Annotated in this window: 16 protein-coding genes; 14 read left to right on the top strand and 2 right to left on the bottom strand. The window is 46.3% G+C overall.

All coding sequences use genetic code 11. The annotated features are described in order from the left end of the window. Nucleotides 1-38 precede the first annotated feature (38 nt). Entirely contained in the window at nt 39-2,528 is a 2,490-nt protein-coding gene (locus tag A3EU_RS0106200) for a protein-disulfide reductase DsbD family protein (RefSeq protein WP_156825683.1), read from the bottom strand. 316 nt (nt 2,529-2,844) lie between these two features. Between A3EU_RS0106200 and A3EU_RS0106195 the strand changes: the two genes are divergently transcribed. Both A3EU_RS0106195 and A3EU_RS0106190 read left to right on the top strand, forming a co-directional pair. Then, on the top strand, nt 2,845-3,501 hold the full coding sequence (locus A3EU_RS0106195; RefSeq protein ID WP_020535267.1) for a porin family protein: 657 nt from the start codon (nt 2,845-2,847) through the stop codon (nt 3,499-3,501). After that, entirely contained in the window at nt 3,485-4,153 is a 669-nt protein-coding gene (locus A3EU_RS0106190) for an outer membrane beta-barrel protein (protein WP_083937277.1), read from the top strand. Before A3EU_RS0106195 ends, A3EU_RS0106190 begins: the two co-directional genes overlap by 17 nt. A gap of 166 nt (nt 4,154-4,319) precedes the next feature. Here the strand turns inward: A3EU_RS0106190 and era are convergent, their stop codons facing one another. Next, on the bottom strand, nt 4,320-5,210 hold the full coding sequence (era, locus tag A3EU_RS0106185; protein WP_020535265.1) for a GTPase Era: 891 nt from the start codon (nt 5,208-5,210) through the stop codon (nt 4,320-4,322). 107 nt (nt 5,211-5,317) lie between these two features. Here era and A3EU_RS0106180 point away from each other — a divergent pair, with 107 nt between their 5' ends. From A3EU_RS0106180 to rpsC, 12 genes are all read left to right on the top strand, one after another. Next, nucleotides 5,318-5,752, top strand: a complete 435-nt coding sequence (locus tag A3EU_RS0106180) for a hypothetical protein (protein WP_020535264.1) — start codon at nt 5,318-5,320, stop codon at nt 5,750-5,752. Between the two features lie 616 nt (nt 5,753-6,368). Next, nucleotides 6,369-6,743, top strand: coding sequence for a 30S ribosomal protein S12 (gene rpsL / locus A3EU_RS0106175; RefSeq protein ID WP_020535263.1), 375 nt, complete (start codon nt 6,369-6,371; stop codon nt 6,741-6,743). 87 nt (nt 6,744-6,830) lie between these two features. After that, complete coding sequence (gene rpsG, locus A3EU_RS0106170; protein ID WP_020535262.1) at nt 6,831-7,298, top strand: 30S ribosomal protein S7; 468 nt, start codon at nt 6,831-6,833, stop codon at nt 7,296-7,298. A gap of 48 nt (nt 7,299-7,346) precedes the next feature. After that, nucleotides 7,347-9,473: an elongation factor G gene (fusA, locus tag A3EU_RS0106165; protein WP_020535261.1), complete on the top strand. Its 2,127-nt coding sequence runs from the start codon at nt 7,347-7,349 to the stop codon at nt 9,471-9,473. Nucleotides 9,474-9,645: 172 nt separating this feature from the next. Further along, nucleotides 9,646-9,954: a 30S ribosomal protein S10 gene (rpsJ, locus tag A3EU_RS0106160; RefSeq protein WP_020535260.1), complete on the top strand. Its 309-nt coding sequence runs from the start codon at nt 9,646-9,648 to the stop codon at nt 9,952-9,954. Between the two features lie 178 nt (nt 9,955-10,132). Beyond that, entirely contained in the window at nt 10,133-10,753 is a 621-nt protein-coding gene (rplC, locus tag A3EU_RS0106155) for a 50S ribosomal protein L3 (RefSeq protein ID WP_020535259.1), read from the top strand. Between the two features lie 61 nt (nt 10,754-10,814). Next, a complete protein-coding gene (gene rplD, locus A3EU_RS0106150; protein WP_020535258.1) occupies nt 10,815-11,441 on the top strand; it encodes a 50S ribosomal protein L4 in 627 nt (208 codons plus the stop codon). Nucleotides 11,442-11,471: 30 nt separating this feature from the next. Beyond that, on the top strand, nt 11,472-11,768 hold the full coding sequence (rplW, locus tag A3EU_RS0106145) for a 50S ribosomal protein L23 (protein ID WP_020535257.1): 297 nt from the start codon (nt 11,472-11,474) through the stop codon (nt 11,766-11,768). Nucleotides 11,769-11,857: 89 nt separating this feature from the next. Beyond that, the gene (gene rplB / locus A3EU_RS0106140) at nt 11,858-12,688 is read left to right on the top strand and encodes a 50S ribosomal protein L2 (RefSeq protein ID WP_026211248.1); all 831 of its coding nucleotides are present in this window, start codon (nt 11,858-11,860) and stop codon (nt 12,686-12,688) included. Nucleotides 12,689-12,690: 2 nt separating this feature from the next. Further along, a complete protein-coding gene (gene rpsS, locus A3EU_RS0106135) occupies nt 12,691-12,954 on the top strand; it encodes a 30S ribosomal protein S19 (RefSeq protein WP_020535255.1) in 264 nt (87 codons plus the stop codon). A gap of 85 nt (nt 12,955-13,039) precedes the next feature. Next, a complete protein-coding gene (gene rplV, locus A3EU_RS0106130) occupies nt 13,040-13,411 on the top strand; it encodes a 50S ribosomal protein L22 (protein WP_020535254.1) in 372 nt (123 codons plus the stop codon). 38 nt (nt 13,412-13,449) lie between these two features. After that, entirely contained in the window at nt 13,450-14,223 is a 774-nt protein-coding gene (rpsC, locus tag A3EU_RS0106125; protein WP_020535253.1) for a 30S ribosomal protein S3, read from the top strand. Nucleotides 14,224-14,285 lie beyond the last annotated feature (62 nt).

Genomic DNA, 14,285 nt, shown 5'->3' with positions numbered 1-14,285 from the left:
CGATGCAGGGAATTGTTTTTTGAGCCTATTAAATGTCTCTACTGCTTCGACAAACGGCGGAAATTCTCCAGTCCACAGCGCAGGAACTCTGCGTACTCTTCTACGTCTGGTGTGTAATTTACCGGGTTGTTCAGTCGCTGCCCGTCAGGGCTGACCAATACGTATTGAGGCTGGGAGTTTTGGTTGAAGTAAATCTGCTGGAAATGTGCCCACTTCTCACCTACTTCATCCAGTTCGCGTTCGCGGCCGCTGGTGGTGGTGACCATCATAGGTTCTTTCAGCTCTTTCTTATCATCTACGTAAAGGCTAATCACTACGTAGTCATCTTTCAGGTAAGGATAGACTTCTGGTTCTGGCCACACGTTTTCTTCCATCTTCCGGCAGTTTACGCAGGCGTAGCCAGTAAAATCAATCATTACAGGCTTGTTGTTTTCTTTGGCGAAAGCCAATCCTTCTTCCAGGTCTTTGAAACAATCCAACTGCTGTGGACAATCACAAGGTCGCCAGAAACTGTAGCATACTGGCGGTGCCAGACCACTCAGCAGGGTCAGTGGTCGGTAGCTTTCTTTTTCTGCATCTACCCGGAAACCAGTCATAAGGTAGGCCACAAAAGCGACGGTCAAAACAGCTAGTCCTATCCGAATAGGCCCCAGTTTTTTAATAGGACTGTCGTGTGGGAACTTGATCTTACCAAACAAGTAAAGCGCAAGGCCAATACCAATCAGGATCCACAAGCCTAAGAAGAGCTCAATTTTGAGGACTCCCCAGTGATCTACAAGGTCTGCATTGGAAAGGAATTTTAGTGCCAAGGCCAGTTCTACAAAACCAAGTACCACTTTTACGGTATTCAACCAGCCACCTGATCTCGGCAAGGACTTCATCATGCCTGGGAAGGCAGCAAAAATGGCAAAAGGCAGAGCCAAGGCCAAGCCAAAGCCGCCCATACCAGCCGTGAGCTGCATTGCTCCTCCGTCGCCACTAAGGGCACCTACGAGTAAAGATCCCAAAATAGGACCCGTACAAGAGAAGGAAACCAGCGCCAGCGTGAGGGCCATGAAGAAAATACCGATAATGCCACCAGAACCTTCCGCCGAGCTGGCTTTGTTGGTCCAGCTTTCTGGAACGGTGAGTTCAAAGTACCCAAAGAAGCTGATCGCAAAAACAATAAAGATGGCAAAGAAGAAAATATTAAGCGGGACCGAAGTCGATATCTTGTTCAGTATATCCGGGTCGATGGTATCCATTAAGTGGAAAGGGATACTCAGGAGTAGGTACACCAAAAAGATAAAAAAGCCGTAAAGTAGTGCATTAGAAACGCCCTTCTTACGCGTCGTTGCACTTTTGGTAAAAAAGCTAACGGTCAAAGGAATCATAGGAAATACACAAGGCGTCAGCAGTGCGATTAATCCGCCCAGAAAGCCAAGGCCAAAAATCTGCCAGATGCCTTTGCCGGATTCTACGGTTACTTCATCGTTGCATTCGCCTAGCGTTTCTGTATTCGCGATAGCGGTTTGGAAGGCCTCGTCGCCGTATCCGCTGGTTAGTTGAACGCTCGTTTCAGCGGCACCATCCGTAGGTACGGCATCCGGATCACCAACCGTAATGGTCAAAGGATTGAAGCTGATCGCAAAATCGGTATTCATAGGGATACAGCGCGTAGCGTCGCAACTCATGTATTCGATTACCCCCTTGAGCGGATTTTCTCCGGTACTACGATTACTAAAGGTTACCGGGCCGTGGTCGTATTTTTTTACGATTACGCCAAAGACGGGGTCCATGCCTTCTTTCAAATCACCGCTTTCTAGAAAAGGTAGGATTACCTCTTCGTCACCTTGCTGAATATAAAAAGCGGTAGGAATGGGACCATTGTCTTCGGTGTCCTGACTGTAGAGGTTCCATTCTTCCTGGAGGTTAGCCGTAAAGGTGATCTCGTAATCTTTGTCGCCGTATTCGTCTACCTGTACCTCCCAGCGCACGGGCTGAAGGATGGTTTCGGTGGCGGTGTTGGCTTCGATAGCTTTGGCCGATGTGATGGGCTGACCACTGCGGCCGGAGGTTTGGGCTACCGCTTCATCTACCATTTGGGCCTCCTGGTCTGTGGTAGGTGCTGCTTCGGCGCGTTCGTTCTCAGGAGTATCTTGAGGGGCCGCAGCGGCAGGTTCCAGCTTGAAGCTGAAATCTATCTCGGTAGGAGGGAGGCATCGCTCGTCGTCGCAGGTCATGAATTCCAACCACCCGACAACGGGCTTACTGTAGTCACTAACCTTTACCTTTTGAGTGAAAACGACAGGCCCCTTGGTGAATTTGATGACCGTTACATTGTCAAACAAGGGGTCCGGCCCTTCTTTTTTCTTGCCTTTTTCAGCAACTATTCCCTGGTGTTCATAATGATCTCCGTCATCAAAGTTAAAGGAAGTCGGAACAGGACCGCCATCCTCTGTGAATTGAGAGTAAATACTCCAGCCAGCATCAATCTGTGCGGTGAAGACAAGGTTATACTCGTCGTTGCCGATTGACTCACTAGTCATTTCCCATTTTACGGGCTCCAGGATTTGGCTCCAACCAAAACTGCAAAGCATTGATAATGCTAGGGTATAGAAAAACTTCATAGAATAGGTAGCGTTGAAAAAACGTATTTACACTAGGTGATAGGGTGAATACAAAAATACGCCGCGAAGATCGGAAAGTTTATTTGCTTTAAAAGGATAAGAAAATATTAACAGTTGGTTTGTAGGAGAAACGACGAAGTAGCGCCACTTAATAACGCGAATTCTACTTGTTAAAATTTAGCTGTAAAATATACTAAATACGGTGACACCGTTTTATAGGCAAAACGCTTCTCTTATGAAAAACCAAACATTATTGACGATCACATTCGTCTTGTTATCCTTTTGTATTTACGGACAAGGACAGTTCAGTTACGGCATCAAAGCAGGTGTGAATATTGCCAATGTAGACGAAGTTGGGAGCTATCCCAATGGATTTACAGAAGGGAATTATTCTGGCGGTCTGCCAATGGCCACAGGTGTTCGGCCTCAACTAGGGGCTTGGCTTTCCTTACCGCTGACCGAAAAATTGGTATTGCAACCCGAATTGCTGTGGACCCAAAAATACCTAAAGTACCAATCGACTAACGAAGACCTTGATCATACCAATTTTAATTATCTATCGCTACCACTTTTAGCGACCTACCGCTTTCATAAACACTGGTCTGTTGAGCTAGGGCCAGAAGTTAGCTATATGCTTTATGCAACGCTAAAAGACCCAGGAGAGACTGGAGCCATGCTCAGCACAGAGATAAAGGAGAATAACGTGGAGTTTGGTGCTAATGTCGGACTTAAATATCAGAAAGAAGATTGGGTGTTGGGTATTCGTTACCACCGTAGTTTTACCAGCTTCCAAAACTTTACGGTCTTCGAACTCTCAGGTGTGCCTATTGGTGAAATAAAGCAATACCATCAGGGACTGGTGTTTTGGGTAGGATATGCTATCAAAGCTTAAACTACACGATATGAAACAGGTACTACTTCTTGTCGCAGTGTTTTTATCACTGCTTACCGCCGGTTTTGCTCAATCGCAATTTGGTGTTAAATTAGGTTTTTACCTCGGTGAAGTGAGGGGAGGGTACGAAGAGACATTCCCTGATCTTGCTATCGGAGGAGAGAAAGCAAGTGTCTTTCGCCAGCCTCAACTGGGGGTATGGTGGTCCACGCCCTTTTCCGAAAAAATTGGCTTGCAGGCAGAATTACTCTGGGTGCACAAAGTCTGGCAATTCGATGAGNAATTTTTTATACTGGAAGGCATGACTTTTGATTACCTATCGCTTCCCATTGCAGCGACTTATCGTGTCAAAAACTGGCGGTTTACTGCTGGCCCGGAAGTCAATTTTTTATTAGACCAAAGGTTTATCAAACCAATTAGAGGTCTTAATGAAGAAGGGGCCTTCTCCGAAGATTTCGCCCTTGGCATAGGACTCAACCTTGGCGTGCAGTACCATATCAAGGAATGGATAATCGGTTTACGAGCCAGTCGCGACCTTACCCCTTTTGAAGAATACATGTTTACAGATATCAATGGAGAACCCGTCAACGGCGGAGAATACTATCATCAAGGGCTCACGTTGTGGGTAGGGTATCAATTGCTATCTCGGTAGTCAGGGTAAATTCATGAATTTGCCCTGGCAGCGTAATTACTGATGTTTCCTGATATGGTTCAAAAAAAGCTATGCGCCTATGTGAAACCCTAATGTGCCTATGTGTTAAAAAAAAACAAAGCCCTTAGGTGCCCTCAGGTGCCTTATGTGGTTCCCCCTCCGCTTTCTAATACCCAAACCGCTTCAGCAGCTGATCGTCATCGCGCCAGTTCTCTTTCACTTTTACATGCAACTCCAAGAATACCTTGCTCTCTAGGAAGGTCTCCAGCGAAGTGCGCGCTGCCGTACCTAGTTGCTTGATCAATACACCACCCTTACCGATGATGATACTCTTTTGCGTAGGGCGCATCACAAAGATGGTAGCCGCGATACGAATCAGGTCTTCTCCCCGGTTCGTCTGAGTCTCTTTAAAAGAATCAACAACAACCTCTACAGAATAAGGGATCTCCTGGTGGTAAATTTCCAAAATCTTTTCCCTGACTATCTCACTCACAAAGAAGCGCTCCGGCCGGTCGGTCAGCTGGTCTTTGGGGTAGTAGGCCGGCCCTTCGGGCAGGCTTTGTGTGATGATCTTCAACAAACCGGCCGTGCCTTCCTGGTGCAAAGCCGACAGTGGGAAAATCTCCTTGAAAGGAATTCGCTTTTGCCATTCCATTATTTTGGCCACCACCTCTTTCTGGTTAGAGAGATCAATTTTATTGAGCACCAAAAAGATAGGAGCCTTTATTTTACGCAGCTGCTCCATGATGGGGTCGTCATCCTCAAACACCTCGTCTATGCCTGCGACAAAGAGCATAATGTCGGCATCATCAAAGGTGGTTTCCACAAAACGGTTCATCGCCTCCTGCATCTTGTAGGCCGGATCACTGATAATCCCAGGCGTATCACTAAACACAATCTGAAAATCATCACCACTCAGTAAACCTATAATACGGTGCCGGGTCGTTTGCGGCTTGGCTGTGATGATCGACATCCGCTCACCTACCAATGCATTCATCAGCGTTGACTTCCCAGCATTGGGCCTACCTATGATATTTACAAATCCAGATCTGTGCATCCTCTAAGTTTAATTTCCTCAAAGGTAGGCATTGTTTTGGGGAGATATAAAATTTTACGCGCGCTCGCAGTCGCATTTCCTATATTTGCAAAAAAAAGAACTTAGTTATGCACAGTATGCTCGTTCATGCCCACTCTGGGCTCCGTTGGTTGGTACTCATTTTTCTGATTTTAGCCATCGTCACCGCTTGGGGCAAATGGTCCAAACAAACCGCCTACCCCGATGGCAAACTCCCCTTATTGGGCTTCATCTTCACTCACGTACAGCTTTTATTGGGCTTTATCCTCTATTTTATCAGCCCCAAGGTTCAATTCGCTAGTGGTGTCATGAAGGATTCTATGCTGCGTTTCTATACCGTAGAGCACATCGTCCTCATGTTGCTGGCTATTGCTTTGATCACAGTAGGCTATATCAAAGCCAAAAAGCAAATCCCTTCACCACTTGGGCACCGTACCATTGTGCGTTACTATGCCATCGGCTTGGCCTTGATTTTGCTTAGTATTCCTTGGCCGTTCCGTGGGCTTGGGGCTGGTTGGTTCTAAGTAATTCGGTTTTGCCTGTATTGTCTAAATGCCCTCTCCTGCTGAATAAAACGGTAGGAGAGGGTGTTTTATATTTGGGCGCATCCCCTCCCCAATGGTCGGGGTCGGGTCGTCCGCCACTCGCTGTTCGCTCGGCCCCCTCTCTTTGTTCGGTGGCGAACTGGCTCCCACCCCTTGCGCGAGCAATCACTGAAGGAGTGTTGCCCCCCATAGATAGTTAATTAGGAACAGCACGAAAAAAAATGCGATTTTAAAACGGGCGAGAATAGTTTCTTGTAAAAATATATGTTGGCAAAGCCCCCTTTTTGCGCAAATATTATTCGCTGTTTTAGAGCCTCCGCAGGCACGAACCAAGCTTCTCTAGGTCCTATAGATATAGCGTCCCGAATTTACTCCTGAAAAAGTTGACTAGCCTTTTGGTTTTCAAAGAATAAAGCGTACCTTTGCATTCGCTTTTTCGCAAGGGATGTTCCCCGCAATAATGTCGGATACATTTTCCTTGAACACATACCGGATAGGGCGAGCTTATAATAAATTAAGTTTCAACTATTTGGTGTAGGCCTCTGGCAAGACCGAGGAACTGTGTAAAGTGACCTTTATTTAATTAAAGCAGCGTATGCCTACTATTAATCAACTTGTGCGGAAAGGCCGCACGCAGATTGTGACCAAGAGCAAGTCACGCGCCCTGGACTCATGTCCTCAGAAGCGTGGTGTGTGTACTCGTGTATACACAACTACTCCTAAGAAACCAAACTCTGCTCTGCGGAAGGTAGCCAAGGTGCGCCTGACCAATGGCATTGAGGTAATTGCCTACATCCCTGGTGAAGGCCACAACCTACAGGAACACTCAATCGTACTTATCCGTGGTGGTCGTGTTAAAGACTTACCTGGTGTACGTTACACCATTGTACGTGGTGCCTTGGATACTGCGGGTGTAAACGATCGCAAAAAGAGTCGCTCTAAGTACGGAACAAAGCGTCCTAAGAGCTAAAAACGTTTATGTTTCCTTGTCCGCCCAGTAGCTACTGATCGGGCCGCCGCCATTTATTTAACCGGCAGAAACCGCTAATAAAGAACAATGAGGAAAAGAAAGCCAAAAGTAAGAATTATTGCTCCCGATCCCCGCTATGGTGACGAGATGGTAACTCAGTTTGTAAACATGATGATGTTGGAAGGCCGTAAGAGCGCAGCATTCAAAGTGTTCTACGACGCAATGGATATCATCAAGGAGCGTACCGAATCAGACGAACACGCTGTGTGGAAGAAAGCATTGAACAATGCTATGCCACAAGTAGAAGTACGTTCTCGCCGGATCGGCGGTGCTACTTTCCAGATTCCTACCGAAATTCGCGCCAAGCGCAAATTGTCTATCGGTATGAAGTGGGTGATCAAGTTTGCACGTCTGCGTTCTGGTAAAGGAATGGCCGAAAAAATGGCCGCCGAACTAATTGCAGCTAGCAAAGGAGAAGGAGCAGCCGTAAAGCGTAAGGAAGATACCCACCGTATGGCGGAATCTAACCGTGCCTTTGCTCACTTCCGTGTGTAATTCTTTAGAACATATTTTTAATTTATAACGCCCGAACAGGGAACCATCATGGCTACGGATCTCACTTATACGAGAAACATTGGCATTGCCGCTCACATCGACGCCGGAAAGACTACCACTACCGAGCGCGTCCTATTCTACACCGGACTAAGCCACAAGATTGGCGAAGTACACGACGGTGCAGCTACTATGGACTGGATGGAGCAGGAGCAGGAGCGTGGAATTACCATCACCTCTGCAGCCACCAAAACTTCCTGGCAATGGAAGGATAAGGACTATGCGGTAAATATCATTGACACCCCAGGACACGTTGACTTTACCGTAGAGGTAAACCGGTCACTTCGTGTTTTAGATGGTCTGGTATTCCTGTTCTGTGCTGTATCTGGTGTAGAGCCACAGTCAGAAACCAACTGGCGCCTGGCTGATAACTACAAAGTGCCACGTATTGGCTTTGTAAACAAAATGGACCGTTCAGGTGCTGATTTCTTCAACGTAGTAAATGACGTTCAGGAGAAATTGGGATCCAAGGCTATTCCATTACAGATTCCAATTGGCTCAGAAGAAACCTTTAAAGGTGTAATTGATCTCATCATGAACCAGGCTATCGTCTGGAATGAAGATGACTTCGGTATGACTTATGAGGTGATCGAAATGCCTGCGGATCTAGTTGATACTGCTGCTGAATGGCGCGAGAAATTACTCGAAGCTGTAGCAGAGTACGACGAGAGCTTGATGGAGAAATTCTTCGAAGACCCTGATTCTATTACCGAAGCTGAAATGCGTAAAGCAGTTCGTGAAGCAGTAATGGACATGGCTTTCGTTCCAATGATGTGTGGTACGGCCTTTAAGAACAAAGGTGTACAAGCAGTATTGGATGCGGTATGTGCTTACCTGCCTTCACCGCTGGATATCGACGCAATCGTAGGTACGAATCCTAATACAGAGAAAGAAGAGAAGCGCCGTCCTTCAAACGACGAGCCTTTCGCAGCATTGGCATTCAAAATTGCTACCGATCCTTTTGTAGGTCGTTTGGCCTTCATGCGGGTATACTCTGGTGTACTTGATGCGGGTAGCTATGTGTACAATAGTCGTTCCGACAGCAAAGAGCGTATTTCTCGTATCTACCAGATGCACGCTAATAAGCAGAACAGCATCCCTAGTGTAGAAGCTGGTGATATTGCTGCTGCGGTAGGTTTCAAGGACATCCGTACAGGTGATACACTTTGTGACCTCGATCATCCGATCGTTCTGGAATCGATGGTTTTCCCTGATCCAGTAATCGGTATCGCGGTAGAGCCTAAAACGCAAAAAGACCTTGATAAACTGGGTATGTCTTTGGCCAAATTGGCGGAAGAAGACCCTACCTTTAAGGTTCGTTACGACGAAGATACCAACCAAACCGTTATTAGCGGTATGGGAGAGCTTCACTTGGAGATCATTATTGATCGCCTTAAGCGTGAATTCAAAGTTGAATGTAATGTAGGTGAGCCACAGGTAACTTACAAAGAAGCACTACAAGCCACTGTTACTCACCGTGAGCGCTTGAAAAAGCAATCTGGTGGTTCTGGTTTGTTCGCCGATATGGAATTCGAACTCGGCCCTGCTGACGAAGAATTCTTGGAAAGTGATGATTTCAAAGCAGGTAAGGTAAAACTGCAGTTCGATTGGGGCATTGTTGGTGGTGCGATCGATAAGAACTACCAGAAGCCGATCCGCGATGGTTTCATTGCAATGATGAACAATGGTATCCTGGCTGGTTACAACATTGACAGTATGAAAGTACGTGTCTTTGATGGTAGCATGCACTCTGTAGATAGTAAGCCTATCGCTTTCGAATTGTGTGCTAAAGAAGGCTTCAGAGCCGCTGCACCAAAAACAGAGCCTGTACTGCTGGAGCCTATCATGAAACTTGAGATTATCACTCCGGAAGAATACGTTGGTAGCGTTATCGGTGACTTGAACCGTCGCCGTGGCTTACCAAAAGGACAAGTACCTCGTGCCGGTGGTGCTGTTTCTATCTCAGCAGATGTGCCACTTGCACAAATGTTCGGTTACGTAACGGATTTGCGGACGATCACTTCTGGTCGTGCAAACTCTTCCATGGAATTTTCTCATTACGCTGCAGCTCCAAGTGGTGTTGCTAAAGAGATTATCGAGAAAGCTAAAGGGGCCTAATTAAGGTTGCTCATTAGCATACCGCTTCGGCGGATATATTTAAAATATTAAGAAGACCAAAAGTGGTTGTTCTTATCTAATTAAAATAGGACTGGTGAGCAAGCTACGTAGCTATTCAACGTGCGTAGCTTGCAAGCCGTTTTACTTCATAACTTGACAATTAGAAGCTGGCATGAATCAGAAAATTCGTATCAAGCTCCGTTCTTACGACCATAACCTCGTTGATAAATCAACTGAGAAAATCGTAAAAACGGTGAAAAACAGTGGTGCCATTGTAACTGGCCCGATTCCGCTGCCCACCGAGAAAAAAATCTTTACCGTGCTCCGTTCACCGCACGTCAACAAGAAGTCCCGGGAGCAGTTTCAGTTGCGCACTCATAAGCGCCTTATTGAAATTTACACGCCTACGCAAAAAACAGTCGATGCTTTATCAAAGCTAGAACTGCCAAGTGGTGTGGACATTCAAGTAAAGTTGACGTAGTCGGGGAATATCCCTCGCTATCAGACATTTAGATCAACAAGAATCAGTTGATCTTTATTAAAAGAATCTGTTGTACGCAGATAACAACCAAAATTGCAATAGCAATAAGATTAAAATCCAATTTTGATCTTACCTAGCATTTTTGCTTGCTTGCGTGTAACTATAAAATTCGATAACGATGAACGGAATTATCGGAAAGAAGGTCGGAATGACCAGTATCTTCGACGAAGCTGGTCGTAATATCGCTTGTACAGTAGTAGAAGCGGGTCCTTGTGTCGTAACACAAGTAAAGAACGAAGACTCCGACGGTTACTCAGCTCTTCAGCTGGGCTTTGGTGATGCCAAAGAGAAAAATACATCACAACCCCTCCAAGGGCATTTCGAGAAAGCAGGTACGGATCCCAAGCGTCGTTTGGTCGAGTTCCGCGACGCTAATTTGGAAAAGAAGGCTGGTGAAACGATCACAGTTGACGAAGTATTCGTTGAAGGTGATGTTATCCATGCTGTAGGAGTTTCCAAGGGTAAAGGTTTCCAGGGGGTAGTTAAGCGTCACAATTTCCGTGGTGTGAATGATGCTACGCACGGTCAGCATAACCGCCTACGCTCTCCGGGTTCTATCGGTGCGGCGTCTTACCCTGCACGGGTATTCAAAGGTATGCGCATGGCCGGACGTGACGGTGGTTCACGGGTGAAGGTGAAGAACCTCAAAGTAATGAAGATCTTCCCTGAGCAGAATCTCATCCTTCTGAAGGGTGCAGTTCCCGGGCACAAAGGTGCTTACGTTATCCTGGAAAAATAATTTTGAAAATGCTTTTAGTTGTTCCTTAACGAAGAACTAAAAACTAGATAAATCCGTAGTGATGAAACTCGATGTTTTAAATATCAAAGGCGAGCAAACAGGACGCTCCGTAGAGTTGTCTGACGACATCTTCGGACAGGCGCCCAACGAGCATGCGGTTTACCTGGCAGTTAAGCAATACTTAGCTCATCAGCGCCAGGGTACACATAAATCCAAAGAACGCGGCGAAATCGCTGGTTCTACTCGTAAGCTTCACCGCCAGAAAGGTACCGGTGGATCACGTAAGGGTAGTATTAACAGTCCTACTTTCCGTGGTGGAGGTCGTGTATTCGGTCCTCGTCCACGTAATTACACTGTGCGTCTTAACAAAAAGGTTAAGAACCTTGCTCGTGTATCTGCTCTTTCTTCAAAAGCCAGTGCTGGTTCGATTATGATCCTGGAAGATTTCTCTTTCGATGCGCCAAAAACCAAAGAGTTTCAGGCCATCCTAAGCAATCTGAAAGTAGACGGTCAGAAGGCGTTACTTGTAACGGCAGAAATGGAAAACAGTTTGTTGCTGTCCAGCCGTAACCTTAAGAAGGCAGACGTAGCACGCGCTATTGACCTGAACGTGTATCAGATTTTGAACAGCGACACCATCGTACTTTCTGAAAGTGCCGTGGCTAAGCTGCAAGAATCAATTGCATAATCCGGGCTAGTACCCGTAAATGATAAAGCAATGGCAAAGCCAATTTTAATCAAACCACTAATCACTGAGAAAGCAGAAACGCTTTCTGAAGGCCTGAATAAGTACAGCTTCGTTGTAGCAAAAACGGCTAATAAAGTGGAAATTCGTAAGGCAGTGCAGGATATGTATGGCGTAAATGTAACGTCTGTCAATACTGCAATCATGCCTGGAAAAGCAAAGAATAGAACGACCAAGTCGGGGGTTCTCAAAGGCCGGGTGTCTGCTTATAAAAAAGCAGTTGTCACTTTGGTTGAAGGAGAAGAAATCGATTTCTTCGGAGACATTTAATTTTTTAATCCCCGGGGTGGGGATACTCAGCCGATCCGTCTGGTCGTTGATCCTGCTGAGTCCGAGATCCCGGGATGATGAGCAAAGTTATGCCAGTTAAAAAGTATCGTCCGTTAACTCCAGGCTTGCGTACCCGTGTAGGGAATGCATTCACAGAGTTGACGAATGACAAGCCGGAAAAAACGCTGCTTGCTCCCCTGAAAAAATCAGGTGGACGTAATGGTACGGGTAAAATGACCGTACGTCAGCGTGGTGGTGGACATAAGCGTCGCTACCGTATTATTGACTTCAAGCGCAATCGTGATGGTGTTGTAGCTACTGTAAAGACGATCGAATACGATCCGAACCGTACTGCTTTCATCGCATTGTTGGAATATCCTGATGGCGAAAAGCGCTACATCATTGCACCCCAAGGGTTGCAAGTAGGTGCTACCGTTGAATCAGGTGCAGGAGTTGCTCCAGTTGTGGGTAATACCATGTTGCTGGGTGAAATTCCACTAGGATCTTCTATCCATGCTATCGAACTTCAACCTGGTAAAGGCGCAGCACTGGCACGTTCTGCTGGTACGAATGGTACCTTGATGGGCCGTGAAGGTCGTTACGCTTCGGTTAAATTGCCTTCTGGTGAAGTTCGCCGTATTCTCTTGACTTGCCGTGCTACTATAGGCAGTACCTCTAATCCAGATCACGGTCTGGAAGTATTAGGTAAAGCTGGTCGTAAGCGTTGGTTGGGACGTCGTCCTCGTGTTCGTGGTGTAGCCATGAACCCTGTAGATCACCCAATGGGTGGTGGTGAAGGACGCGCTTCTGGAGGACACCCACGTTCTCGTACGGGGATTATGGCCAAAGGTCAGAAGACACGTAATAACAAGAAGCACTCTACCAAATTAATCATTAGCAAGCGTAAAACTAAGAAATAGAGATGGCTAGATCAATCCGTAAAGGACCTTACATCTTCCACAAGCTTCTAAAGAAAGTGGAAATTTCTAAAGCGTCCAGCAAAAAGAAAGTGATCAAAACTTGGTCCCGCTCATCCATGATCAATCCGGATATGGTAGGGGAGACGATCGCTGTCCATAATGGTAAAATCCATGTTCCTGTTTATGTAACAGAAAATATGGTAGGCCATAAATTGGGCGAATTCGCTCCTACACGGAGCTTTAAAGGTCATACCGGTAACCGGTAAATTGTAAATAAAAATGAGAGAATGAAGAAATGCTGAAATTTTAGCATTCCAGCATTCCAACATTCACGCATTAATTATAAACATCATGGAAGCAGTAGCCAAACTCAAGAGCGTTCCGATGTCGGCCAGAAAGATGCGTCTGATAGTCGACAACATACGCGGGAAAAAGGTAAATGATGCCCTTGATATCCTACGCTTTAGCAAGCAGGAAGCTGCGCAATGGCTAGAAAAAGCCCTCTTGTCAGCAGTAGCCAATTGGGAATATAAATTGGATGGCCAAGAAAGTGCTGACGATTATGGACTATACGTTAAAACAGCCTTCTCTAACGAGGCAGGTATGTTGAAGCGTTTCCGTCCTGCGCCACACGGTCGGGCACATCGCATCCGCAAGCGTAGCAATCACGTTACGCTTATTGTAGAAAACAGTTTACCTCTCACTTCGGAAGAAGAAGAGTAGGGAAAACTAATTGTTAAAAATTAACGAGTCCTAGACACATGGGTCAGAAGACTAATCCTATTGGTAATCGTTTGGGGTATATTCGCGGTTGGGATTCCAACTGGTATGCTGATAAAGGTTACGCAGATAACGTTGTAGAAGATGAAAAGATTCGCACGTATCTAGCCGCACGTATTCACAAAGGTGGTATAGCTCGTACAATCATTGAGCGCACACTTAAGCGGATTACGGTAACAATCCACACTTCCCGCCCCGGTATTATTATCGGTAAAGGAGGACAGGAAGTTGATCGTATCCGGGAAGAGCTCAAGAAATTGACGGGTAAGGATGTGCAGATCAATATCATCGAAANCCGTAAGCCGGAGCTTGATGCTAATATTGTTGCAGAATCTATTGCTAAGCAATTAGAAGCACGGATCAACTACCGTCGTGCTATTAAAATGGCGATTCAATCAACCATGCGTGCTAATGCCGAAGGCATCAAAGTACGAATCTCTGGTCGTTTGAATGGTTCTGATATGAGCCGGACAGAAGAGTTCAAAGAAGGCCGTACGCCTTTACATACTTTCCGTGCTGATATTGACTATGCGCTGTACGAAGCACAGACCGTTTACGGTATTATTGGAGTGAAGGTTTGGATTTGTAAAGGCGAAGTCCTTGGCAAGCGTGACCTGAATCCAAATGCTGGCCTCACCGGCAAGGAAGGTGGTGGCGGTGGCCGTGGTCGCGGGGGTGATCGTCGTGGTGGCCGTGGTCGCGGAGGTGACCGTCGTGGTGGCGGAAATCGTGGCGGTGGCGGTGGCCGTCGCTAAAAAAAATTATTGCTGGCAAATACCCGGATTTTCCGGGTATAATTGCCTCAATTCCAGCAACT

The organism is Lewinella cohaerens DSM 23179 (assembly GCF_000379805.1).
Taxonomy (GTDB): domain Bacteria; phylum Bacteroidota; class Bacteroidia; order Chitinophagales; family Saprospiraceae; genus Lewinella; species Lewinella cohaerens.
The sequence above is the reverse complement of the archived record's forward strand: the minus strand, read 5'-3'. Positions and strand labels throughout refer to the sequence as shown.

Excerpts from the sequence above, each read along its gene's own strand:
- rplV (WP_020535254.1), top strand. The coding sequence starts at position 13,040 with ATGGAAGCAGTAGCCAAACTCAAGAGCGTTCCGATGTCGGCCAGAAAG.
- rplB (WP_026211248.1), top strand. The coding sequence starts at position 11,858 with ATGCCAGTTAAAAAGTATCGTCCGTTAACTCCAGGCTTGCGTACCCGT.
- fusA (WP_020535261.1), top strand. The coding sequence starts at position 7,347 with ATGGCTACGGATCTCACTTATACGAGAAACATTGGCATTGCCGCTCAC.
- era (WP_020535265.1), bottom strand. The coding sequence starts at position 5,210 with ATGCACAGATCTGGATTTGTAAATATCATAGGTAGGCCCAATGCTGGG.
- rpsG (WP_020535262.1), top strand. The coding sequence starts at position 6,831 with ATGAGGAAAAGAAAGCCAAAAGTAAGAATTATTGCTCCCGATCCCCGC.
- A3EU_RS0106180 (WP_020535264.1), top strand. The coding sequence starts at position 5,318 with ATGCACAGTATGCTCGTTCATGCCCACTCTGGGCTCCGTTGGTTGGTA.
- rplC (WP_020535259.1), top strand. The coding sequence starts at position 10,133 with ATGAACGGAATTATCGGAAAGAAGGTCGGAATGACCAGTATCTTCGAC.
- A3EU_RS0106200 (WP_156825683.1), bottom strand. The coding sequence starts at position 2,528 with ATGACTAGTGAGTCAATCGGCAACGACGAGTATAACCTTGTCTTCACC.
- rpsJ (WP_020535260.1), top strand. The coding sequence starts at position 9,646 with ATGAATCAGAAAATTCGTATCAAGCTCCGTTCTTACGACCATAACCTC.
- rpsL (WP_020535263.1), top strand. The coding sequence starts at position 6,369 with ATGCCTACTATTAATCAACTTGTGCGGAAAGGCCGCACGCAGATTGTG.
- A3EU_RS0106195 (WP_020535267.1), top strand. The coding sequence starts at position 2,845 with ATGAAAAACCAAACATTATTGACGATCACATTCGTCTTGTTATCCTTT.
- rplD (WP_020535258.1), top strand. The coding sequence starts at position 10,815 with ATGAAACTCGATGTTTTAAATATCAAAGGCGAGCAAACAGGACGCTCC.
- rpsS (WP_020535255.1), top strand. The coding sequence starts at position 12,691 with ATGGCTAGATCAATCCGTAAAGGACCTTACATCTTCCACAAGCTTCTA.
- rplW (WP_020535257.1), top strand. The coding sequence starts at position 11,472 with ATGGCAAAGCCAATTTTAATCAAACCACTAATCACTGAGAAAGCAGAA.